21 protein-coding genes are annotated in these 22,293 nt (G+C 44.4%); 13 read left to right on the top strand and 8 right to left on the bottom strand.

All coding sequences use genetic code 11. The features are described 5' to 3' along the window. Positions 1 to 71: 71 nt before the first annotated feature. The 3 genes from L4C34_RS18345 (at position 72) to L4C34_RS18335 (ending at position 1,647) form a co-directional block, all read left to right on the top strand. Positions 72 to 488, top strand: coding sequence for a transporter (locus L4C34_RS18345; protein WP_428790771.1), 417 nt, complete (start codon positions 72 to 74; stop codon positions 486 to 488). 144 nt (positions 489 to 632) lie between these two features. Then, positions 633 to 1,283: a porin family protein gene (locus L4C34_RS18340; RefSeq protein WP_428790770.1), complete on the top strand. Its 651-nt coding sequence runs from the start codon at positions 633 to 635 to the stop codon at positions 1,281 to 1,283. A 61-nt stretch (positions 1,284 to 1,344) separates the two neighbouring features. Further along, positions 1,345 to 1,647 carry a YciI family protein gene (locus L4C34_RS18335; protein ID WP_428790769.1) on the top strand — a complete coding sequence of 101 codons (303 nt, stop codon included), beginning with the start codon at positions 1,345 to 1,347 and terminating at the stop codon, positions 1,645 to 1,647. Positions 1,648 to 1,735: 88 nt separating this feature from the next. Here L4C34_RS18335 and L4C34_RS18330 read toward each other — a convergent pair whose 3' ends face one another. Next, positions 1,736 to 2,776: an alkene reductase gene (locus tag L4C34_RS18330; protein WP_428790783.1), complete on the bottom strand. Its 1,041-nt coding sequence runs from the start codon at positions 2,774 to 2,776 to the stop codon at positions 1,736 to 1,738. Between the two features lie 123 nt (positions 2,777 to 2,899). Between L4C34_RS18330 and L4C34_RS18325 the strand changes: the two genes are divergently transcribed. Continuing rightward, positions 2,900 to 3,487 (top strand): TetR/AcrR family transcriptional regulator, encoded by a 588-nt coding sequence (locus L4C34_RS18325; RefSeq protein ID WP_428790768.1) that lies wholly within the window; start codon positions 2,900 to 2,902, stop codon positions 3,485 to 3,487. A 243-nt stretch (positions 3,488 to 3,730) separates the two neighbouring features. Further along, complete coding sequence (locus L4C34_RS18320) at positions 3,731 to 4,156, top strand: hypothetical protein (protein ID WP_428790767.1); 426 nt, start codon at positions 3,731 to 3,733, stop codon at positions 4,154 to 4,156. 116 nt (positions 4,157 to 4,272) lie between these two features. On the opposite strand, the gene L4C34_RS18315 is transcribed toward L4C34_RS18320, so the two are convergent. Beyond that, a complete protein-coding gene (locus L4C34_RS18315; protein ID WP_428790766.1) occupies positions 4,273 to 4,872 on the bottom strand; it encodes a TetR/AcrR family transcriptional regulator in 600 nt (199 codons plus the stop codon). Between the two features lie 97 nt (positions 4,873 to 4,969). Here L4C34_RS18315 and L4C34_RS18310 point away from each other — a divergent pair, with 97 nt between their 5' ends. Beyond that, positions 4,970 to 5,269 carry a DUF1330 domain-containing protein gene (locus tag L4C34_RS18310; protein WP_428790765.1) on the top strand — a complete coding sequence of 100 codons (300 nt, stop codon included), beginning with the start codon at positions 4,970 to 4,972 and terminating at the stop codon, positions 5,267 to 5,269. Positions 5,270 to 5,481: 212 nt separating this feature from the next. Here the strand turns inward: L4C34_RS18310 and L4C34_RS18305 are convergent, their stop codons facing one another. Next, complete coding sequence (locus L4C34_RS18305) at positions 5,482 to 6,708, bottom strand: multidrug effflux MFS transporter (RefSeq protein ID WP_428790764.1); 1,227 nt, start codon at positions 6,706 to 6,708, stop codon at positions 5,482 to 5,484. Positions 6,709 to 7,322: 614 nt separating this feature from the next. On the opposite strand from L4C34_RS18305, the gene L4C34_RS18300 reads away from it, so the two are divergent. From L4C34_RS18300 to L4C34_RS18280, 5 genes are all read left to right on the top strand, one after another. Then, positions 7,323 to 8,708, top strand: coding sequence for an amino acid permease (locus tag L4C34_RS18300; RefSeq protein ID WP_428790763.1), 1,386 nt, complete (start codon positions 7,323 to 7,325; stop codon positions 8,706 to 8,708). A 155-nt stretch (positions 8,709 to 8,863) separates the two neighbouring features. Continuing rightward, positions 8,864 to 9,718, top strand: coding sequence for an SPFH domain-containing protein (locus L4C34_RS18295; RefSeq protein ID WP_428790762.1), 855 nt, complete (start codon positions 8,864 to 8,866; stop codon positions 9,716 to 9,718). 267 nt (positions 9,719 to 9,985) lie between these two features. Beyond that, positions 9,986 to 10,999, top strand: coding sequence for a cytochrome-c peroxidase (locus tag L4C34_RS18290; RefSeq protein WP_428790761.1), 1,014 nt, complete (start codon positions 9,986 to 9,988; stop codon positions 10,997 to 10,999). 2 nt (positions 11,000 to 11,001) lie between these two features. After that, positions 11,002 to 11,409 carry a cupredoxin domain-containing protein gene (locus tag L4C34_RS18285; protein ID WP_428790760.1) on the top strand — a complete coding sequence of 136 codons (408 nt, stop codon included), beginning with the start codon at positions 11,002 to 11,004 and terminating at the stop codon, positions 11,407 to 11,409. Positions 11,410 to 11,414: 5 nt separating this feature from the next. Further along, positions 11,415 to 13,019 (top strand): methyl-accepting chemotaxis protein, encoded by a 1,605-nt coding sequence (locus tag L4C34_RS18280; RefSeq protein WP_428790759.1) that lies wholly within the window; start codon positions 11,415 to 11,417, stop codon positions 13,017 to 13,019. Between the two features lie 199 nt (positions 13,020 to 13,218). On the opposite strand, the gene L4C34_RS18275 is transcribed toward L4C34_RS18280, so the two are convergent. The 5 genes from L4C34_RS18275 to L4C34_RS18255 all read right to left on the bottom strand — a co-directional run bounded on the left by L4C34_RS18275 (position 13,219) and on the right by L4C34_RS18255 (position 19,858). Further along, a complete protein-coding gene (locus L4C34_RS18275) occupies positions 13,219 to 14,526 on the bottom strand; it encodes an ABC transporter ATP-binding protein (protein ID WP_428790758.1) in 1,308 nt (435 codons plus the stop codon). A 38-nt stretch (positions 14,527 to 14,564) separates the two neighbouring features. Further along, a complete protein-coding gene (locus L4C34_RS18270) occupies positions 14,565 to 16,298 on the bottom strand; it encodes an ABC transporter permease (RefSeq protein WP_428790757.1) in 1,734 nt (577 codons plus the stop codon). Between the two features lie 26 nt (positions 16,299 to 16,324). After that, on the bottom strand, positions 16,325 to 16,498 hold the full coding sequence (locus L4C34_RS18265; RefSeq protein ID WP_428790756.1) for a hypothetical protein: 174 nt from the start codon (positions 16,496 to 16,498) through the stop codon (positions 16,325 to 16,327). 477 nt (positions 16,499 to 16,975) lie between these two features. Then, positions 16,976 to 18,382, bottom strand: a complete 1,407-nt coding sequence (uxaC, locus tag L4C34_RS18260; protein ID WP_428790755.1) for a glucuronate isomerase — start codon at positions 18,380 to 18,382, stop codon at positions 16,976 to 16,978. A gap of 12 nt (positions 18,383 to 18,394) precedes the next feature. Beyond that, entirely contained in the window at positions 18,395 to 19,858 is a 1,464-nt protein-coding gene (locus L4C34_RS18255; RefSeq protein WP_428790754.1) for a mannitol dehydrogenase family protein, read from the bottom strand. 289 nt (positions 19,859 to 20,147) lie between these two features. Here L4C34_RS18255 and L4C34_RS18250 point away from each other — a divergent pair, with 289 nt between their 5' ends. After that, positions 20,148 to 20,888 carry an FCD domain-containing protein gene (locus tag L4C34_RS18250; protein ID WP_428790753.1) on the top strand — a complete coding sequence of 247 codons (741 nt, stop codon included), beginning with the start codon at positions 20,148 to 20,150 and terminating at the stop codon, positions 20,886 to 20,888. 67 nt (positions 20,889 to 20,955) lie between these two features. Beyond that, positions 20,956 to 22,137: a mannonate dehydratase gene (uxuA, locus tag L4C34_RS18245; protein ID WP_428790752.1), complete on the top strand. Its 1,182-nt coding sequence runs from the start codon at positions 20,956 to 20,958 to the stop codon at positions 22,135 to 22,137. Positions 22,138 to 22,293: the final 156 nt, after the last annotated feature.

Raw genomic sequence — 22,293 nt, 5'->3', positions numbered from 1 at the left:
TTATAATGTATTGATATATGCAGCGGTATCTATAATAGTAGGACAATAGTAGCAGTAATATGGGTGAGCAAATGGCACAGCAAGAGCTTGAATATGTAGAGTTTGATTACACCTCTTTCTTGAGCGAATCTTGTGGGAAACAGTGGACATTCGTTGAAGCAATGAACGCCTACATTGCAGGGCTAGCCACAACTCTTGGATATAGCAATCTGATTAGTGCCCAAGATGCCCATTCTTCGCCAGAAGATCGCCTTTGGCATGCTGCTTTAAAAGTGTTATCGACGAACCATAGTGATGAATCTAATTTAGTCACCCTTTGCACGTTGGCGAAAACAGAAGGCATCGAAAGTATCAAACTCGTCATGCCTTACCCGCTAAATCACACCCAGATAGACTCCATTATGGTCGAAAGTGGTACTGATATTTCGTGCCTTAACGAGGGCATGGAAGAAGAGTTCATTATTCAGCTCAAAGCAGAAAGCGAATGACTTTACCTACGCTAAGTTATAGATATACTTCAAACTTTTTATTATTTTTCCTTTATCTAGCTCACTCATCCCAATGATTGTTTAGCCTTTTTCTGCGTGTTTGTTAACCTTAGTTATAATCAGGATGATTAATTGAGGTATGGAATGCAGACGGCGCGGAATCGACGACCCCTCACTCAACTTGCTGGCTGCTCGTTAGCTGTATTTTGTCCTTTTGCCTTGGCACAAGACGGCTCACCGGCAGGAAAAATCACTTATGATTATTTGTATGTTGATGCGAACTCTGGCTCGAATAACTCAGATTTTGGTGACAACAGCAACGTAACCGCAGTCGGTGTCGGTGGGAGCATGTTGTACAAAGAAAACTGGCTGCTCGTCACTGACTACGCAGCTCGGTTTGTACACCCAGAAAATCAAACCAACGAATACTATACGTTACGCCCCGGGGTCGGTTACAAATACAGTTATAATGAACAATTGGACTTTTCTTCACGTGCGCGTTTTGGCGTATTGTGGTCTACCGTAACCAATGACATTACCAACCAGCAAATCTCTAGCGACACCGCCTCAATCTATGGTCTTGATTTAACTATTACGTATCGACCAATAAAAACGTTCGAACTGAATTTAACCGGTGAGCTTAGCAGAAGCCGCATTATAGATGAAGATATCTGGAAGCTCAGCGCTGAATACTGGTGGGAACCACGTTTCGCTGTCGGCGTATTCTACACCTACAGAGACGCTCAAGTGAGCTCCACTAGCGAAGGTGGAGTGCTAGCGAGATATGCTTACTAGTGCGTATAAGCTTATGTTAATATTCTATTCCGAAAATAAACTCAACTTAGGATGAAACAGAATGTTTATTGTATCGATCTGTTATACGTGCGAGCTATCAGAGGTGGAAAAGCATCTAGCTGCTCATGTGGAATATTTGGATAAGTATTATCAGCAAGGCGTATTTCTAGCGTCAGGTAGAAAAGAGCCGCGCACAGGTGGTGTGATTTTAGCAAAAGCGTCGAGTCGAGAAGAGCTTGAGCAGGTGTTAAATGAAGACCCATTTAAGCAACATGGATTAGGTGACTATCAAGTGACCGAATTCCTTCCAACTAAAACGGCTTCCGAGTTGGAGTTCATGCGACACCAGCCAGAGTTAGCGTAATACTCAGCATATTTAGAGTGGAACAGCATTACTAAAGCGACATGACTAAAGAGCCACACGACTTTAAATCGTGTGGCTCTTTGTTGTCTTATACGAGTTCAGCTAACATCTCAGCAGAGTACTCAACCAGTGGTTTTCCTGTTTTTACTCTCGATACATAGTCAGGGTTAGCAATGAAAGGTCGGCCAATCGCCAGTAAATCAAATTTGTTGTTTTCAATTGCTTCACCGCCTGATTGCGCAGTATAGCTGCCCACGCCAATTAAGGTTTTACTGTAATGCGAGCGAAGGTAGTTGGAGACGGTGCCATCGAGGTGTGGGTAAACGGCGCTGTCATCAAAAATACCTGCATGTATGTACGCAAGACTGCGCTTTTCTAGTTCCAATAGATAATGGTCGAATACTTGTCTGTCGCGATCGTCACTATCAATGTAGTGGTAGGCAGCCGGAGACAACCTAAGCGCGGTACGTTGCTCGCCAATCCGTTTGGTGATGGCATCAATCACAGCTAATGGAAAGCGAACCATGTTCTCTGGCGTTCCGCCAAACTCATCTTCACGAATGTTCGTTGAGTAGTGTAGGAATTGATCGATCAGATAGCCATTTGCTCCATGAATTTCGACGCCATCAAACCCTGCGTCAATTGCATTTTCGGCAGCTTGTGCGTAGTCGGTGAGTAACTGTTCTATTTCTGTTGGGTTTAGTGCTTTTGGTACGGTATAAACTAACTCGCGCATACGAGGTACGGTCCCATCAAAGGCGATAGCCGATGGGGCGACGGTTTCTCCGCCGAAGAAAAATGGGTGTGCAACGCGACCAGTGTGCCAAAGTTGGGCGAAAATTTTGCCTCCATTACCGTGAACAGCATCAGTAACTTTACGCCAGCCTTGGATTTGCGCCTCGCTAAATAGACCGGGAACGTTGGGGTAGCCCTGAGCATCTGGGCGGATAATGACCGCTTCTGAAATAATCAAGCCAGCCTCAGCTCTGCGCGCATAATACTCAGCCATTTGTTGAGTTGGTACTAAGTTATCGTCGGCCATACAACGGGTTAAGGGAGCCATGACAATGCGGTTGTTTAACGTGATAGAATCGTTCAGCGCGAGAGGGGTAAACAGATTATCCATGATGATTTTCTCAGTAATTTGAACACGCGTTCAAGTTAAATGATTTTGAATGATCGTTCAAGTTGAATTTGAACGATCATTCAAATTTGTTTAAGATTCAATTTTACGGTGATAGAGAGGTATATAGTGCGCAGCGCTGAGTTTAATCGTGAAGAAGTATTGCGGTCTGCCATGGATGCGTTTATCGCCAAAGGGTACAACCAAACGAGTATGCAGGATCTAAAAAAAGCGACTGGCCTGCATCCGGGATCCATTTATTGTGCATTTACCAATAAACGTGGTTTGTTATTGGCGGCGCTAGAACATTACCGTCGTGAGCGTCGGGATGAATTCGCAGCGCTGTTCTCTGAGTCAGACTCGGTGATCGCCGGAATTGAAGCGTATATTGCACAAGTGGTCGATGAATGCGAACGTGATGAAATAAAAGATTGCTTGTTGCAAAAGGCGTTAAGCGAGCTTGCTCCACAAGATCAAGAAGTCGAAGTATTGATCAGCAGTATTTTGAAAGAATGGCACAGCGCGTTTCAACATCAGTTAGAACGGGCCAAAACGAATGGAGAGATCAGCCAAGATAAAGACACGATGCTGCTCGCACAATATATCGTAATGAGTATCTATGGTTTAAGAACGTTCTCACACACACAGCCTGAAGCGGGAACCCTTAGACAATTGAGTGAGATAGTGATTACAACTATTCGCTGTGACACTCAGTAGCGGTTACCGCCCCAATCTAGGGCTTTCATTACGACTATCGACAGCTATTACCACCGCCAATCACTATTATTGATAACAGCGATTATTGATAACAGCGAATGCTGAGAGCAGCTGTTGCTGTCACTATGGTAGCGATAACTGTGGAAACAAGGTGTCTTTTTACGACTATACTTTCTTACACCTTATTCATTCTCGGTTAATGAATTTAAGCCGTAATGACAGAAAAAAGATTGGTGAAGTGCAATGATGAAAGGGCATAAGAATAAGCACGGTTTCTACGTTCTTGATAAATCGTACTACCCAGAGCATATTCATATCGCACGTTTGCTTGGTTCGTGGAACTTAGAAACGGCGCGTGATGTGATGCGAGAGCAAGAGCGATTTTTTGTAAACTCTTTTTCTGATGAGCAATGGGCTGGGATCGCAGATATGACTGGCTGGAAGTCGGCTACGCCTGAAGCGTTAGACGTCGTTAACTCTGCCGTTGTCGGGTTTGTAGAACTGGGTTTTCGGTTCCACGCGGTCATTGCTAGCCCTCATATGACTTGTTTGCAAGAGAGTATTGCAGAGAGCACCAGTGAGTTAGAGCTTGAGATCTACTACGTGGATAGTGAAGAAGAGGCTCTGGCTTGGTGCCGTGCCAAACTCGCTGGCCTCAAATCTAAATAAACCTCCGTAGCCACTACGAAAGTGGCTTACCATACCTTGCTAAGAGCTAAGAGCTAAGAGCTAAGAGCTAAGAGCTAAGAGCTAAGAGCTAAGAGCTAAGAGCTAAGAGCTAAGAGCTAAGAGCTACGGGCAAGATTATCGACATGCCGGATACCCGCGGTGACGGCGCTTTTTACGATTTGTGCTGGTGCATTGGCCCGAAGCATCACAAAAAGACCCAAAATAGATGTCGTCAGAAAATCAGCCTCTTCTTTTAGTGACACCACCCCTTGAAGTTTTCCATGTCGCTCTGCGTTCCCAAGCGCGTTATAGAATGCATTGGTGATTCGGGCGAAATACTTATTAATGAATTCTTCTCCGCTGGGGTCACTTGGCCCAAATTCCACGGCCGTATTGCATAATAGGCAGCCCAAGCCCGCCGCATGACCATCGATCGCTTGTGCGAAAAACCTAAATAAACTACGGATCTCGCCTAATCCAGCCTCTGGTGTTTCTAGAGGACTGAAGTTTCGCTCAACATTTGTTTGGTTGTATCGGTCAAGAGCTATTTTAAACAGCTTCTGCTTACTTTCAAATTCAGCGTATAGACTAAACCGACTAATACCTAACGTTTCTACTAGCATCTGCGAGGAGGCGACGGCAAAGCCGTGGCGTTGAAACAAATCGATGGCCTTATCAATCACAGTATTTCGGTCATAAGATTTGGTTCTCGGCATAGGGGTGTATCCTTGTTGATTTCTATTTATGATCGAATTATAGTCTATACCAGAACGATCGTTCTGTTAACGTTTCTACTGGTCATTTGGAGGACCTATGAGCACATATTCTTTACTAGTTGTTACTGCTACCCCCAACCCTAATGAAATGGCGTCGGTTCAAGAATATCTACAAGGTGTAATGCCATTATTTGCTCAAGCGGGCGCTGAGTTAGTTTCTCGTTCGAAAGTCAGTGAGGTTCTGAAAGGGAATCCGGTAGGAATGGTGTTGGTCATGAAGTTTGAATCAGACGATGTAATTAAAACATTGTTTAACCTGCCTGAATATCAAGCTCTGGTTCCTGTGCGCGACAAAGGCTTTAAGGAAATAAACATCATGATTAGTCATGAATTGTAATTCGAGTCACAATGTTAAGGTTTAAGCAAAGCTTACATTTCAGTGACGCAACTAGCCGTTTTGATACCACAAGGTTAAGAAATTCCTAAATTATATTCTAACCAGGCTTGTGGTTTATCGCTGCAATAAAAAAGCAACCTAACTTTCGGCTAGGTTGCTTTTTAGCTTTTACGAGCAGTGATGGTTTTCGTTGTACAGTAGCTTGTTAGGCATTAACCGTTCGGAATTTGAGTAGGTGTTTTATTCGTTTTTTTGTTTGCAGCAGCATTCAACCAATAAATGATAACGCCAACGGTAATACATCCAGCAATGACTCTCACTACGGTTGTCATCGTGCCGTCATAGACGTCGCTACTGATGTCGATGAGAAGGGCGACGAGAGCAAGGCGAATGGAAGTAAGCAAAGAAGCGCTTATTCCCGTTTGACCTGTGCTTGCTTCCATTGCTTTGGTAAAGAATATTCCGATACTTATACCTGCACCCAACGAGTAGAGAACCATAGCGCCCGTGATGTACATCGGTGTTTGTTGCCAAGCCACTGGCATTGACCACATTAAGATAGTGGAGAGCACCAGAATAGTGAAACCGACGCTTTTCATTTTTTCCAAGCCAAACCAACCGATTAAGCGGCCACTGTTCAGGCTGGCAATAACGAAGGCGATAAGCAAACTGACTTGATAGAAAGGAAAGTGGGCTTTTTCGACATGCAGTTTATCAACATAGATCAGGGACATATTGGAGATAAATACCATGTATCCAGAAAATATCATGGTTGTAATAATAGTGTTGGCCCAAAAGTTACCATTTTTCAACACAGTAAGATAATTACCACCAATCTCTCTTGCCGAGAAGGGCTTACGCTTTTCAATGGGTAATGATTCAGGCAACTTCAGCCAGCAGATGGCACCGGAAATCAACGCCAAGCCAGCAATAAACAAAAAGTTAAAGTGGAAGCCTAGGGTATAGTTGATCCAGCCACCAATCATAGGCGCAAAAGCGATTAGGCTGACAACCAGACTATTTAGGTCACCAACTAACTTTGCGGCTTTCTCGGCTTTATATAAGTCAAAGACAACAGATGCGCCAATAATAAAGCACGCTGCGCTACCGAAACCCTGAACAAATCGCCAGAAAATCAGCATATTAATACTGCTTGAGAATACACAACCAAAGCTGGCTGTGATAAATAAAATGTAACCGACATTGAGCACGCGCTTACGGCCAAACGAATCGGAAGCTGGCCCATGAATTAATGACGCGACACATACTCCCAGAAAGTTAAAACTCAAAATGCGTTGGATCATGACTTCGTTCGTCGCGAAGGCATGCATGATATCCGGGAATGCGGGTAGGTAGATGTCCGTTTCCATGGCAGCTGCCAAGAATATCATAATGATCAGGAAGCGAATGGTACGTTCACTTAGCCGATGTTGTGTCATAAAGGCTCCTCGATAGGATTTTCTCAACGAACGCTGAGAAAAGGAATGCTACAAGTTGCAGCAAACGGGTTATCTCAAAAATACTTGAAAGGGGCGTATCTGCCGACGGGAAGTCGGATGTTAAATTTCGGCCCTATTTGGTACGAGAGTCAGATTATTGAGTCCAGCTCTAAGAAGGGATAATGAATACCTTCCCATAGTTTTACCTGACGATGTAAAACTATGTGGGTCATGTAACTGTATTTGGCGAAGAGAGAGGATAAGGTTCTTCTTTGAGGCAGTCTAACCTTCTTTACTTTATGGCACAAGTTGCCATGGTGGTGTTTTACTCTGTTTTTATATTGAACAATGGAAGGTTATGGGGTTGGCATCAGGTGAGGTTTGTCCAAGGGAAAGCTAGCAGGCTTTTTCATGATATTTTGTCGTATCAGACTGGATTTCATCCCTCCAAAATGGTAAAAAGTCCGATTCCCATGCTCATCTTGAACAAGCTCGCTGAAAGTTTGTTTTTCGTTGTTTTGGACAACAGTTTAGGCATTGAAAATGATTGTCGATGGCTTTAGCGTTTAGTTCGCTAAAGAGTCGAATTTGGTTAATTTATTTACGGAACGCGAATGTTAGTAAGAAATTTAAAAGCAAGGCATCTTAACATGATTGCGCTTGGCGGCTCGATTGGTACGGGGATCTTCCTCGCGAGTGGCTATGCAATCTCAGTTGCTGGACCTGGTGGAGCGATAGCCGCTTATAGTTTGATTGCCATCATGGTCTATTTTCTTATCACTAGCCTAGGGGAAATGGCAACGCACAAACCAACGACTGGTTCGTTTTGTGAATATTCAACGGAATATGTTAATTCATCGTTTGGTTTCGCGATGGGCTACAATTATTGGTTCAACTGGGCGATTACCATTGCTGCTGAAATTTCTGCGGCGACAATTATCGTTAAGTTTTGGTTTCCGGATATGTCCCCCGTTTTAGTCTCTGGCCTTTTCTTTATCCTGATCCTTGGCGTTAATCTGTTTTCAGTGAAAGTATTTGGTGAAACCGAATACATCATGTCTTTCATGAAAGTAGCAGTGATCATCATCTTTATCGTTTTGGCGACATGTTTGTTGTTTACTCAGCCTCATCTTGGTACACACAATTTCACCATCGCAGATGGACCATTCCACAACGGCTGGTCAGGGTTTATAAGTGTCTTTTTAATCGCTGGATTTTCATTTCAAGGCTGTGAGCTGATAGGCATCAGTGCTGGTGAAACGAAAGATCCTGAGAAGAACATCCCGAAGGCAGTCCGTAGCGTATTCTGGCGTTTACTATTGTTTTATGTATTGTCGACGTTACTAATCAGCTTACTCGTGCCTTTCAATGACCCGAGTCTGGCTCATGGTGACAGTGTTGAATCTAGCCCATTTACTTTAGTGTTCCAGCAGTATTTCAACACAGGCATCGCGACGAATGTTTTGAACTTCATCGTATTGATTGCTGTGATCTCTGCAGCTAATGCAAGCATGTACTCGTCTACCCGTACTCTTTGGTACATGGGTGATAAAGGACAAGCACCGAAAATTTTTGCTAAGACAACGTCATTCGGTTTACCAATATACGCTTTGATGGCGACAGCAGTGGTAGGCTCAGCTGTTTTCTTATCATCATTGACCGGCAGCGGCCAACTGTTCACTATCTTGTTGAATATTTCAGCTTTATGCGGCTTTATTGCTTGGTTTGGTATTGCGTTGAGCCACTATTGTTTCCGGAAGAAAGTTCTGAAAGGGGATACTTCTAAACTGAAGTACACGGCTAAGATGTTCCCTTATGCTCCGATCATTTCCATGATTTTCATTGCATTGATCATTGCGGGTCAAGCACTAGAAATGAAGCTGACGGTATTCAATGTAATGACTAACTATGGTGCATTGATTGTGTTCATCGCGATTATGGTCGCGCATCGACTGTTTAGAGCTAAGCCTCGGCCTCAGGTTCAATTAGAAAATCAGTAACATCATTTATAAATGAAGCCCAGCAATCTTGCTGGGCTTTTTGTTTTTATCAGAGGAATTCTATTGTGTATAGCGCAGAAAATACCCAAAAAATGAAATCAAGAACAAAGAAAGTCTCACTGTTCGCCTTTATTGGCATCGTAGGGATAATTTTAATGATGAACGCATTTACGTCTGTGCGGGCAGGACATGTCGAAGTCGCGACATTGTTCGGTAAAGTTCAGCCTAAGGTATATCAAAATGGTTTTCACTTTATTAATCCATTGGAAAAGCTGACGGTTTTCGATGTACGGAACAAGTCGTTGCTGTTTGCTAGTGTACCTGTTCCAACTCAAGATCAATTAACATCAGAAATTGATGTACGAATCCAATACCGAATCAATGCGGCCATGACTCCTAAGATCCTTGAGAATACGGGAACAGCTCAGCAGTTGGTGGAGGTGAAACTACGCAGCCAACTTTATTCCGTACTACGTGATGTCGCGAAGACGGTACCAAAGGCTGAAGACTTCTTTGATAGTTCTACTCAGAATAAGATGCAAGATAATATGCAGATATTGCTGAGTGATCGTCTCGCTCAATATGGCATAGAGGTGCAGCAGGTCTTGCTAAGTAATACAAAATTACCTGAATATATTGTGCAAGCAATCAAATCGAAGAAGGTGCGCGAGCAGCAAGTTCAGCAAGAGAAAGCAGAACTGCAGCGTATTGCCATTGCCTCACAACAAAAAGTAGCACAAGCCAAAGCTGATGCAGAAGCCGCCGCTCAAATTGCTAAGAAAACCGCGATTCTTGCTAAAGCAGAAGCGCAAAAGACTAAAACGTTAGCAGATGCTGAAGCATATAAAATTACGAAAGTAGAAAAAGCGCTCAGCAAAGCAGGCAAAGGGTATATACAACTTCAGTCTTTGAATACGTTAGCGAAAATGGCGAAAGACCCATCGAGCAAATTTTATTTCTTGAATGGAAAAAGCAGCCAGCCTTTCCCATTGTTAAACTTAAATAAATAAGTTCTTGTCAGAGAGAAAGTAGCTTCGGCTACTTTCTCTCTCTCTCTGTTTAATACCCTCTATGTGTTTTTAAAACACAGACTTGCGTAAGCAAACTTCAGTAATAAAGCCCCCCTACCAATAAATTACGGTGTCACTAAACGATATCCAATAGGCGATAAACCTAGCCTGAAGGTATAGTGAATCCGCTATGCAATAACTTGAATTCTGTCCTTTATAGCCTATTAATTACTCTAGAGAGATTTTTGGTCAGGGGGGATACTCAACATGTCGCGTACACTTATATTACTGGTGTCTTTCTTATCATTTTCAGCTTTTTCAGAAGAAATAGAAGTGATTGAAATTTCTGAATTAAAAGAAGAGTATGCTCGACCAGATAGTATTCCTTTTCCGGAAGATAACCCACTAACTCAGCAAAAATTGGTGCTAGGGAAAGCATTATATTTTGATCCTAGGTTGTCGGATTCTGGGACACAATCTTGTGCGACTTGCCATAACCCAAGTTTTTCTTGGGGAGATGGTATGGGGCTCGGGGTTGGGCATCAACATCAGAGGCTTGGCAGGAAATCGCCGACGATCCTGAATCTCGCATGGGATGAAATTTATATGTGGGATGGGCGTAAGGCAACGCTAGAGGAGCAAGCTCTTGGCCCAATGGAATCGACTGCCGAAATGAATATGGATCTGAAAAAGTTACCGACCGTTCTAGCGAGTATTCCCGGCTACGTGGTGATGTTCAAACAAGCGTTTCCTCAAGACCCCCATCCAATTAATGTGCAGAACGTGGGAAAGGCGATCGCTACGTTTGAAAGAACGGTAATATCTGGAGAGGCTCCTTTTGATCGCTGGATAAACGGGGATGAAGGTGCATTAACTGATGAAGAAAAACAAGGCTTTATGGTATTTACCGGTAAAGCGAACTGTGGAAGCTGTCACTCGAGCTGGACTTTTTCTGATAGCAGTTTTCATGATATAGGCTTACCGACTGATGATATTGGCCGAGGCAAGTTACTTCCCAATATGGAAAAAATGCAGTTTGCCTTTAAGACCGTGGGGTTGCGTAACATCGACTTACGTGGTCCGTATATGCATGACGGCTCGATAGGGACTTTGGAAGAAGTCGTTGAGCACTATAATTCAGGGTTTATAAGTCGACCAAGTTTGTCGGATGAAATTGAACCAATAGATCTCACTAAAGAAGAGAAGAAACAGCTGGTGGCCTTCATGCGAGCCCTGACGAGCCAAGATGAGCCAACTTCTCTTCCTTTGTTGCCGAGGTAATTATGAAACGTTATTACTTAGCTATGTTGGTATTGCTGGGCCTATCTGTAGGTGTTCACGCTTCAACCGAAGTCACTCAAGGTGATAAAGCCAAGCAGGAATATGAAGCGAATAAAGACACGTCAGTCGCTCTTATTCAAAAGAGAAAAAGTTTTTATCTCAAAAGTGTTGGTGTCGATAAACCCAAGCGTAAACCGAAAGAAATGAGAATTAAAGCAGGTGAAGTTCTATATATCCTTAATTCAGAAAAAAAAATCACTCACAATATTTATGATGAAACAGATAAATCATGGGTATTAGTGGCGCAAGAACCAGGAGATATAGCGGCGGTTATTTTTACCGAAAAAGGGGAGCATGACCTGAAATGTGCCATTCACCCTAAAATGAAAGTTAAGCTAATAGTTGAATAAGCCTTATGAAGCTAACAATCATCAAGACCTTAGTATTGACTTTTATCTTAGTCTTTTTAATGATTTTGGTTTTAGCGATCTATTCGGTTACATCTTTGGTAAAGCTTGGAAGCTACGTTGAGCAAATTTATCAAGGACCACTGCAAACGATCAGTTATTCGCGTGCTGCACAAGTCAATTTCATTTTGATGCGTAATGCGTATTCGACCATTAAACACAATACCGCAGAGATCGACGAAGAGGAAATGCTCGATCTCCTTTCGGAGCATTATGAAATTGGTTTAGAAGATTTAGATGTTGTAAAAGAATGGTCAAGAGATGATAAATCGCTGAAAGTGATGGACGAAATTATAGCTCTTGCGACGCAAGCGCATGAGGCTCTCCTTGATAGCATCGATTCGGGTGATGAGGTTGATCCACAGATCTTTGAACAGTTTGAAGAGTTAAATGAGCTGTGTGAGTTGTTAGTCGAATATGAAGCGGCGTATGGGTTCCGATTCCTCCACTCGGTTGGAGCTGAAGTGCAGCGCACGCCAATGATCTTTGGTGTATTTTTTGCCGTAGCGTTTGCTCTCATTTCGATGTTTGGCTATTACGTTATTCGATCTATTAATGGCCCACTAAAGTATCTAGTGAAAAAACTTCGTTTGTTGTCTTCGGGCGATCTTACACAAGTTCCTGAAGTATCAAAAAAAGATAATGAGTTCAATATTATTACACTCAACGTACGCGAATTAATTAAATCGCTGGAAACGATCATAGTGCAAATAAAGTCGAGCGTGCTGCACTTAAATGAAAAGTCGGAAGATATTATGTGTCACTCGACCAATACTAAAAAGTCGGTGACGAAGCAAAAAGACTTGGCGATCAATACGTCTCAAGCAATGTCAGAAGTAAAAGAAAGCACCCACGAAATATTCACCAGTATTACCGATTCTGTGAATGAGTTGAATGAAACGTCCAATTCAGCCCAAGAAGGTAATACTGTAGTACAGAAAACGATTGCCAATGTGAATGTCTTATCGGAGCAGTTCGCCATAGTATCGTCACAAATTGAGGAATTAGAGACCGATGTAGAAGGGGTCAACTCTATTTTAGAGGCCATAAAAACGATTGCCGATCAAACCAACTTATTGGCCCTTAATGCGGCGATAGAAGCGGCGCGTGCGGGTGAACAAGGGCGAGGTTTTGCGGTGGTTGCCGATGAGGTTCGTAGTCTGTCGACACGTACTCAAGAATCGACAGGTCAGATACATGAAGTGATCGAACGCCTGCAAACAAGCTCTCAAACAGCAATAAAAGCGATGAAAGAAGGGGTTCAGCATACTAAAAGTACCAGCGAAATGATCAATGAAGTGGGTGAGTCTTTCTCCGGCATTAACGCAAAAGTCGATAGTCTAATTACTAAAATGGATCACATTGAATCGAAAACCTCGGCCCAAGAAAGTACCATGGAGAATTTAGACCGTTTAGTACATGAAATAACCGAGATCGCGCAATCAACGTTGAATACAGCCGATAAAACCTCGGCAAAAAGCCAACAACTTAACCAAATATCAGGTGATCTTCACCAGTTGGTAGACAAGTTCAAACTAGAGTCTGATGATTAGTCCGAGTCCGAGTCCGAGTCCGAGTCCGAGTCCGAGTCCGAGTCCGAATCTGTAGAGAAGAATATGATCTGTTTAGAGGTAATCCGTCAGGGCGGAAATAGTATTCAATAGAAAAAGCCGCCAATATCAGGCGGCTTTTTTAAGGAAGATTACTTGCTAGGCTAAACATGCAAACTGGCAAGAATCCCGTATGTATAAGTTAAAAATCCGTTTCATCCAACGTGAGTATGCCAGATATTGCATCGTATTCGATGATTTCCGCGTAACGCGCCCATTCAATGAAGGTTTCAAAGACACGTTTTGCTTCGTCGTCACTAAAGTGATCTTCGAGCTCGGTCAAGAAGCGCGCTTCATGAACAGTATGGTTAGGGCGCTCTTTCAAGATACGAATTACGTGGCGTGCCAATGGGATGTGCTTCACCAATTGGGTGGAAAACATTACTTTACGGTCGGTGATTTCAGCCTCAACATACTGCTTACCAAGGCTGGTAATGGTAATGTCTCCGTCTGAAACTTGCGCTAAGCCCAACACTGATAAGATTTCCAATATAGGGAACAAGTCGTCAACATCTAGTCGGATGTGATCCGCAAGCTCCGGCAAATCGAGCGCGTGCCCTTGTTGTTGGATCTCCAAGGCTTCAGCCAACAAACCTGTAAGCTCTTCAATATCGGCTTCAGGTAAGCGATAAGCGATGGTCAACGCTTTGCGGCGGTTCATACGCTCGCGCAACTCGTTGGTCTCTGCCGTTGTCATCATTCGGTAGACTTCATCGATGAGTTCAGTTACCGCAGAATCTTGACCATTGCGTGGGTGGGGGAGGTCGACAGACAGTTCACCACGAATAAAGCCCGGGTTACTACCAAAGATAATAATGCGATCGGCAGTCAGTACCGCTTCTTCGATATTATGAGTGACATAAAGGATGCCTTTCATGTCGTTGTTCTTTTCCCACAGCTCCAGTAGGTCGTCACGCAGGTTTTCAGAAGTGAGGACATCGAGCGCAGAGAACGGCTCATCCATCAATAGTAAGTCTGGCTTTAGAACTAAGGCACGAGCAAAGCCCACACGTTGGCGCATGCCTCCTGACAGCTCACGCGGGTAAGCATTTTCAAAGCCATCGAGGCCAATCATATCGACGGCTTCAAGAGCTAATTGGCGACGCTCAGTACGTGATATTTTCCGAGCTTCTAAGCCGAGTTCTACATTTTGCAGTACCGTCAGCCAAGGCATTAGCGCAAAGCTTTGAAAGACCATAGAGATGTCTTTAACTGGGCTACGCACCGGGTTGCCACGATAGATAACTTCGCCCCCGCTAGGCGCAGTTAGACCTGCAATAATTCGCAATAAGGTCGATTTACCCGAACCAGATTTGCCGAGTAAGGCGACGATTTCGCCTTCTTTCATTGTGAAGTTTACGTTTTCCAAAACCAGTAGCTCTTGCTTGTCTGGTTTCTTGAATGCCTTCGATATTTGTTTTACATCAACAACGATGTTGTTATTGGACATTTTCAATTCCTTACAAAATTGGATTGCTAAGGTGAGGATTAGTAACGGAAACGAGTTTCAGCGTATTGATACAGACGTCGCCAAAATACTCGGTTAAAGGCGGTGACCCAAAAACACATCACTAATACGCCTAAGGCAATTTGCGGTAGGTGGCCAGCACTGGTGTTTTCGGCAATGTAGGAGCCAAGTCCTGTCGCCACTAATTTCGTTTTTCCCCACACCATGACTTCAGCGACTATGCTGGCATTCCATGAGCCGCCAGCTGCGGTAATAGCGCCAGTAATGTAAAAAGGGAACACTGCGGGAATCAGATACTTAAACCATTTACTAAAGCCACTGATATGCATGTTTTGCGCAGCAAATTTGAGCTCTTGCGGTATGGCAGAAGCGCCCGCGATCACGTTGAATAATATGTACCACTGGGTGCCTAATACCATTAGCGGCGCACACCAAATTTCCACATTTAAGTTGAAATGGATGATGGCAATAATAAACAGCGGAAAGAACAAGTTAGCTGGAAATGCCGCCAGAACTTGTGCAATCGGTTGAATTTTTTGCGCCACCTTTGGTCGAAGGCCGATCCAAATACCCACTGGAAGCCAAATTGCTGAGCAAAGTAAGATAAGAGCAAAAACGCGAATGCCCGTATATAATCCAAGAAGCAATACATGTAAGGTTTCGCCCAAGCCAACATCACCGCTTTTGTAGATAAACTGCCATGTAAAGTAGGCAAAGATAGCGGCTATACCGACGAGCGCGCTATACCAGATCCCTTTGCTTAAAGTGCCGTATTCTATATCGGCCATCCGGTGTTCGTTTTTGCGGTATTCCTTTTGTTTGAAGATACCGATATTGACGAAAGCATTGGCTTGTTGTGCGCACATATTAGAGAAGGCTTGCATCCAATTGGCACGTTTTAATAAACTCAAGAACCAAGAGCTTGAACCTTCAGAAGGCAGATCCGATACGACGAATTTCTCTGACCAACTGACGAGAGGACGGAATAAAAGCTGATCGTATAGCATGATGACAGCGAGCATTGCGAGAATTGCGTATCCCATTGCAGGGACATCACTGTGATTAATCGCTTGCTGAATGTAAGAGCCAATACCCGGTAGCATGACTTCTTTGTTACCGACAGAAATTGCTTCTGAAGCAACCACAAAGAACCAGCCACCCGACATCGACATCATGGCATTCCATAGCAGTCCTGGCATGGCGAACGGAACTTCCATCTTCCAAAATTTTTGCCATCCTGATAGCTGATACATCTCGGTGGCTTCTCGAAGCTCTTTAGGGACGGTGCGCAAAGACTGATAAAAGCTCAGCGTCATATTCCACACTTGTGAGGTGAAAACCGCGAAAATTGCCGCGCACTGTGGGCCTAATAATGAGCCAGGGAAAAGAGAAACAAAAAAGATGATCAAAATAGACAGATAGCCGAGGATTGGCACTGATTGCAGGACATCTATGATAGGAATGATTATTTTCCCTGCACGCTCGCTTTTCGCGGCAGTTACACCGACTACAAAACTGAAGATAAAAGACAAGATTAAGGCAATAAACATCCTTAATACAGTTTCTAGCGCATAGCCGGGTAATGCCCATGGACTAAGTGTGATAGACAGTTGGTCGCCAATGTTAAAGGGCCCAGCAAGGTGCGAACCAGCCCAGAACAAGGCGACGAGTGCACTAAAAATTAGCAGTAGTGCAAACAGATCCCACTGACTTGGCAGAAGTCGAGTGGATGGTTGGTTGTATAATGTACGCATGGCAGAAAGCTCCGAAATGCCTGTCGTCAATGCGGTTGATGAACAAATGCGGTGATGAACATAGGTTTGATGGAATAACTCATTGGTAGCAAATTATGCTGCGTAGAGTTAGTGTCGCAGTCGTCTAGCATCGCAGCCAATATTTGGCGAACGAAAGCATGAAGCTGCGCATTACGAATTTTTACAGAATGCCCTTTCATCTGAGGAACGGATTATGGCTCAACCGCTTATCGTTATCTTATACAAGATTACCTTCTAGTAGATGATCGACCTGGTCGATGTTCAGCCAATAGATTAGTCGCGAAGCCCCGTTGTCAGGAAAGAGCGCATCAACTCGGAGGGTTTAACGGTTGAACATTGCGATAGTAACACTCAATACGCGTATCAATCGTTGGAGTGCGTAGGATGTTACGAGCAATTTGTGAAGGTTTTATGACAACCGCAAGCATCTCTCCTCGGCAGGAAAGAGCACTATTTGATAGTAAGTGGTAAAATGCATGCATAATCATGATTTCTACAGTTGCGGTTGAGTAGCCTGAGCTAAGTGGCGGGGAATGTAGCACTATTTTTGTGATAAGTATAGCGAAAATAGGACCAATATTGACGAGAGTCTGGGTGACAATATCAGTCCGACTGGGCGTTATTTAGCGCAAAAGTTAGGGTAAGTTCCGCGAACTTTAGCTAGCAAAATATCTTTTGGCATTATTGAAGCAAATGTCTTCCACCATTTTTCCTAGCAACATACGATCATTAGGAAGTTCGCCATTTTCAACCCAAGTCCCTAACAGATTACACAGAATTCTCCGGAAGTACTCATGGCGCGTATAAGAAAGAAAGCTTCTCGAGTCAGTGAGCATACCAACAAACTGGCTAAGTAGACCAAACTGCGATAATTGTTCTATCTGGCGCTGCATGCCATCTTTTTGATCGTTAAACCACCAACCTGAACCAAACTGGATTTTTCCGGCGATTCCTTCGCCTTGAAAGTTGCCAATCATGCTGGCAAGCATCTCGTTGTCTCGGGGGTTTAGGCAGTAAAGAATCGTTTTAGGCAGGCTGTCGGTTTTGTCCATCTCATCGAGCAGGCCAGCAAGCTCGCGTGCATAATTGTTATCGCCGATGGAGTCGAATCCGGTATTGGCGCCTAGCCGAGACAGCATACGGCTGTTGTTATTTCGTATTGCGCCTATATGCAGTTGCATCACCCAACCGAGTTCGGCGTAACGTTGGCCAAGCCATACTTGTATGGCTGTGGAAAACTGTGCGATTTCGGCTTCTGACAAAGCCTCTCCCATGAGACGACGTGATAGCAAAGCACTAAGCTCGGTATCGCTTGGAATTGGTGCATAGCGCATGACTTCAATGCCATGGTCAGCTGCACGGCAACCGTGTTGGTTAAAGTGTACCAAGCGTTTGTCGAGCGCGATAAGGAGCTGTTGATAGTTGCCGATTTCGACATCAGCCGCTTCGCCAAGTTGCTCGAGGTATTCAGCGAAGCCCTCTAATTCGATTTTGAATACACGATCTGGTCGCCAACTAGGTAGCACTTCTATGTCGAAGGTATTATCCGCTGCAATTTGTTTGTGATGCACTAAGGAATCAATGGGATCGTCAGTGGTGCCGACCATGCGAACGTTCATTCGCTGCATGATACCACGCGCGGAAAAATTTGGTTGAGCGAGCAGCTGATTACCTTGGTGCCAAATTTGCTCGGCCGTGTCAGGACTCAACAGGGCATTTTTGATGCCAAATGGGCGACGAAGCTCCAAATGTGTCCAATGATAGAGTGGGTTAGCGAGCGCCATTGGGACTGTTTTCGCCCATGCTTGAAACTTGTCGTAGTCACTCGCGCCACCAGTAATGAAGTGTTCATCGATGCCCGCGGTGCGCATCGCGCGCCATTTGTAGTGATCGCCTTCTAGCCAAATTTGGCTGAGATTTTCAAACTGGCGGTCTTGGGCGATTTCCGCAGGATTCAAGTGGCAATGATAGTCATAAATAGGCTGACTCGCGGCATGCTCATGATAAAGGTAGCAAGCGGTATCGTTGGACAATAAGAAGTCGTCACACAGAAAAGCTTTCATGTGTTTCTCCAATTATAGTTGGCTAACGGCGGCTTTGGCACCGTGTTTAAGTAGGGATTGATACGCAAGGGTGACGGCCGTTATGACGTTATCATTGCTGCCAATATCTTGTGGGAAAATAGCTTCAATGCCGAGAAGAACAGGCACAACAGAAGCATTCAACCCGTGGCTATCGCATACCTCTTTGAGCATTGTCGCCATCGGGTCACGCACTTCAATGATGCAGCCCTGCTCATCAACGCCTGATACATACCGCATCCAGCCAGCGATGGCGAGCGCAATCCATTTGAAATCACTTCCAGCCTTAAGGTGAAACTTCAAGCTATCACACAGCCGTTGTGGGATTTTTTGGCTGCCATCGGTGGCGATTTGCCAAGTTTGGTGTTGTAGGCTCGGATTAGTAAAGCGTTCAATTAAGCGATTCGCGTACGCTTGGAGATCGGTATCAAGCGGCATATTTAGCGAAGGCGCTTGGGCTTGTAGCATCATATTAAGAGCAGCTTGACGAAACCCTGCGTCTTGCATGGTGTCAGCGATCGTTTTGTAGCCCGCTAAATACCCCAGATAGGCCAAAAATGAGTGGCTGCCGTTCAGCATACGCAGTTTCATTTCTTCATACGGGACCACATCGGTAACGATTTCTGCACCCGCGAGCTCCCACTCGGGTCTTCCAGCGACGAAGTTGTCTTCAATAACCCATTGGCGAAAGGGTTCACAAGCGATGGCGCAAGGGTCGTACACTCCTAATTTGTGCTCAATCTCTGCAAGCGATTCTGGGCTAGCCGCTGGCACGATTCGGTCGACCATAGTGCATGGGAAAGAAATATGCTCAGCAATCCAATTCGCTAAATCTGAATCAATCTGCTGAGCAAACTCAATCACGGCTGCGCGAGCAACATGTCCGTTTTCTTGAATATTGTCACACGACATAATTGAAACGGGTTCATGGCCGAATTCTCGGCGCAGCGCCAGTGCTTGCACGATATAGCCTAAGGCAGACTGAGGTGCTTTTGGGTTAGCTAAATCGTGAATCACTAGGGAGTTAGTGAGGTTAAGCTTACCAGTCGTAGGGTCGATACAATAGCCTTTTTCGGTGATGGTCAGTGAAATAATTGCGACTTGTGGCTCGGCCATTTTAGCGATGATGCCATCAATGCCGTTTAATTTGGGGTGTATTGCTTCGGTCACGACACCGATAATTTTCACGTTTGTCTGATCTGCGCCTTTTTCCGCCACACTAAACAAGCCATTTTGCTGTTGAAGCTGGCGAATCGTGTCTTGACCACTGAATAGGCTAATTTCACAGATCCCCCAGTCACTATCAGAGATTCTTGCAACGTCATCAGTAAATAGGGCTTGGTGAGCACGATGAAAAGCGCCAAAACCTATGTGTACGATACGAGATTTTAGCTTGGTTCGGTCGTAACTTGGAGAGCTAACCTGAGCACCAACTGGTGTGTTACTGATATTTTCCATGGGGCAATCTCTAGTTGAGTGGTAGGGGGCATGGCCTAATAAGATAGAATGACCATCTAAGATAGGTTAGCCACCTTAATTGGTCAGGCCAATTTGAGCAATTACTGTTTTTTTTGGTCGACCAAAATGTGATCTTGTAACGATATTGCTAAAATTTTGCTGGAATAAGGCTGATTTTTCTCGGATACTTCGGACATATTAAATAGAGCGATACCAATGAAATAATTGGCCTAACATCTTTGATCGCTAGGCTCGACTCATTTGGTATCGATGAATAACGACGTGGTTTATGACTTTTACTCACACAGAGCCAAAACGGCTTTATCAACGGGTTGCGCTTAAGTTACAGCAGCAGATTAGCGCTGGGCAATATCGACTTGGCGATAGGCTACCTCCAGAGCGTGAGATATCTGAAACAATGGAAATCAGTCGCTCAGTGGTACGTGAAGCCATCATTATGTTGGAGTTGCAAGGTTGGGTAGAAGTACGAAAAGGCTCTGGTGCATACGTTGTTTCCGAGTCCTCAGTCATCCAATCTTGCCACGTTTCCCCAGATACATCAGATGTTGGTCCGTTTGAGCTTTTACAGGCGCGCCAAGTCTTGGAAAGCCAAATCGCTGGGTTCGCGGCGATGAATGTTACCAAGAGCGATATCGATAAGCTTAAGCAGGCATTAAAGACTGAAAACGACAATCTTGCGTCTGAACACAGCGATACTGAAGGCGACAAAATGTTTCACTTTACCATCGCGGAAGCCTCACAAAATAGCGTACTCAGCGACATAGTGAAACAGCTATGGCGACAACGTGAAGACAGCGCAATGTGGCATCAACTGCATTCCCGCATCACCAATCAAAGCTATCAAAAAGCGTGGTTAGACGATCATCAAACTATCTTAGTTGCGTTGCAAAAACGCGATCCTGAAGCCGCTCGAGCTGCAATGTGGCAGCACTTAGAAAACGTAAAAGAAACCTTACTGGCTTTATCGGACGTCGACGACCCAAATTTCGATGGTTATTTATTTCGTTAGCCCTCAGTGCTCGCTTTCAAACGCTGGCTATTTCAATGTATGAATGTCAACAACAGGTAAACAACTTATGGAACAAACATGGCGTTGGTACGGCCCGCAAGATCCCGTGTCGTTAGATAATATTAAACAGGCTGGCGCGACAGGTATTGTGAATGCTTTGCACCATATTACCAATGGTGAAGTGTGGGGCACAGAAGAGATTTTGGCTCGAAAAGCACTGATTGAAGAGAAAGGTTTTACGTGGTCGGTTGTTGAAAGTGTTCCAGTCCATGAAGAGATTAAAACGCGTACTGGCCAGTACCAAAAGTGGATTGAAAATTATAAGCAATCTCTCGTTAATCTAGCACAATGCGGTATCGATACCGTCTGCTATAACTTTATGCCAGTGCTAGATTGGACACGTACAGATTTAGCCTACGAGTTGGCTGATGGTTCAAAAGCCTTGCGCTTTGATCATATTGAGTTTGCGGCGTTTGAATTGTTTATCTTAAAACGTCCGGGCGCAGAACAAGATTACAATTCAGAAGAGCAAGCTCAGGCGCAGCAGAAATACGCGACCATGACTCAAGCGCAAATCGATAAGCTAGTGGCGAATATTATTGCAGGATTGCCCGGCGCAGAAGAAGGCTACACGTTAGAAGAATTTCAAGCGCGTTTGGATACCTATCAAAGCATCGATAAAGCCAAGTTGCGCGCACACATGGTTTTGTTCTTACAAGAGCTTATGCCAATCTGTGAAGAGTTTGGTTTGAAGCTGGCAGTCCACCCAGACGATCCCCCAAGACCAATTTTAGGCTTGCCAAGAATTGTCTCTACTATTGAAGATATTCAAGCACTTACCGAAGCCGTGCCAAGCAAAATGAATGGCATCACCATGTGCACGGGCTCTTACGGAGTACGAGGCGACAACGATTTGGTTAAAATGATCGAAACCTTTGGCGAACGCATCTACTTTACGCATTTGCGCTCGACTCAACGCGAAGAGAATCAACACAGTTTCCATGAGGCAGCACACCTTGAAGGCGATGTTGATATGTATAACGTCATTAATGCGTTATTAAAAGAAGAGTCTCGCCGCAAGCAAGCGGGTGACATGCGGTTAATCCCTATGCGCCCAGATCATGGCCACCAAATGATTGATGATCTCAATAAGCAGACCAACCCAGGCTACTCATGCATCGGTCGCTTAAAAGGGCTGGCGGAAATTCGTGGCCTGGAATTGGCATTGCAAAGAACATTTTATCGTTAGAGGTTAGTGTAAAGCTCAAATGTTGCTCGTCGAATACGTGATTTTTTTGTGGGCACAGGCTCCTAAAGGCTTACGAATAGACTTGGGCAGCATTTGTGATTATTTTGCGTCACTTAGCGTTACTGTCTTGAGATGGCGAGCTTTGAGCGGTGTAAC

This window comes from Vibrio profundum (genome assembly GCF_050337555.1).
Classification (GTDB): Bacteria; Pseudomonadota; Gammaproteobacteria; order Enterobacterales; family Vibrionaceae; genus Vibrio; species Vibrio profundum.
The sequence above is the reverse complement of the archived record's forward strand: the minus strand, read 5'-3'. Positions and strand labels throughout refer to the sequence as shown.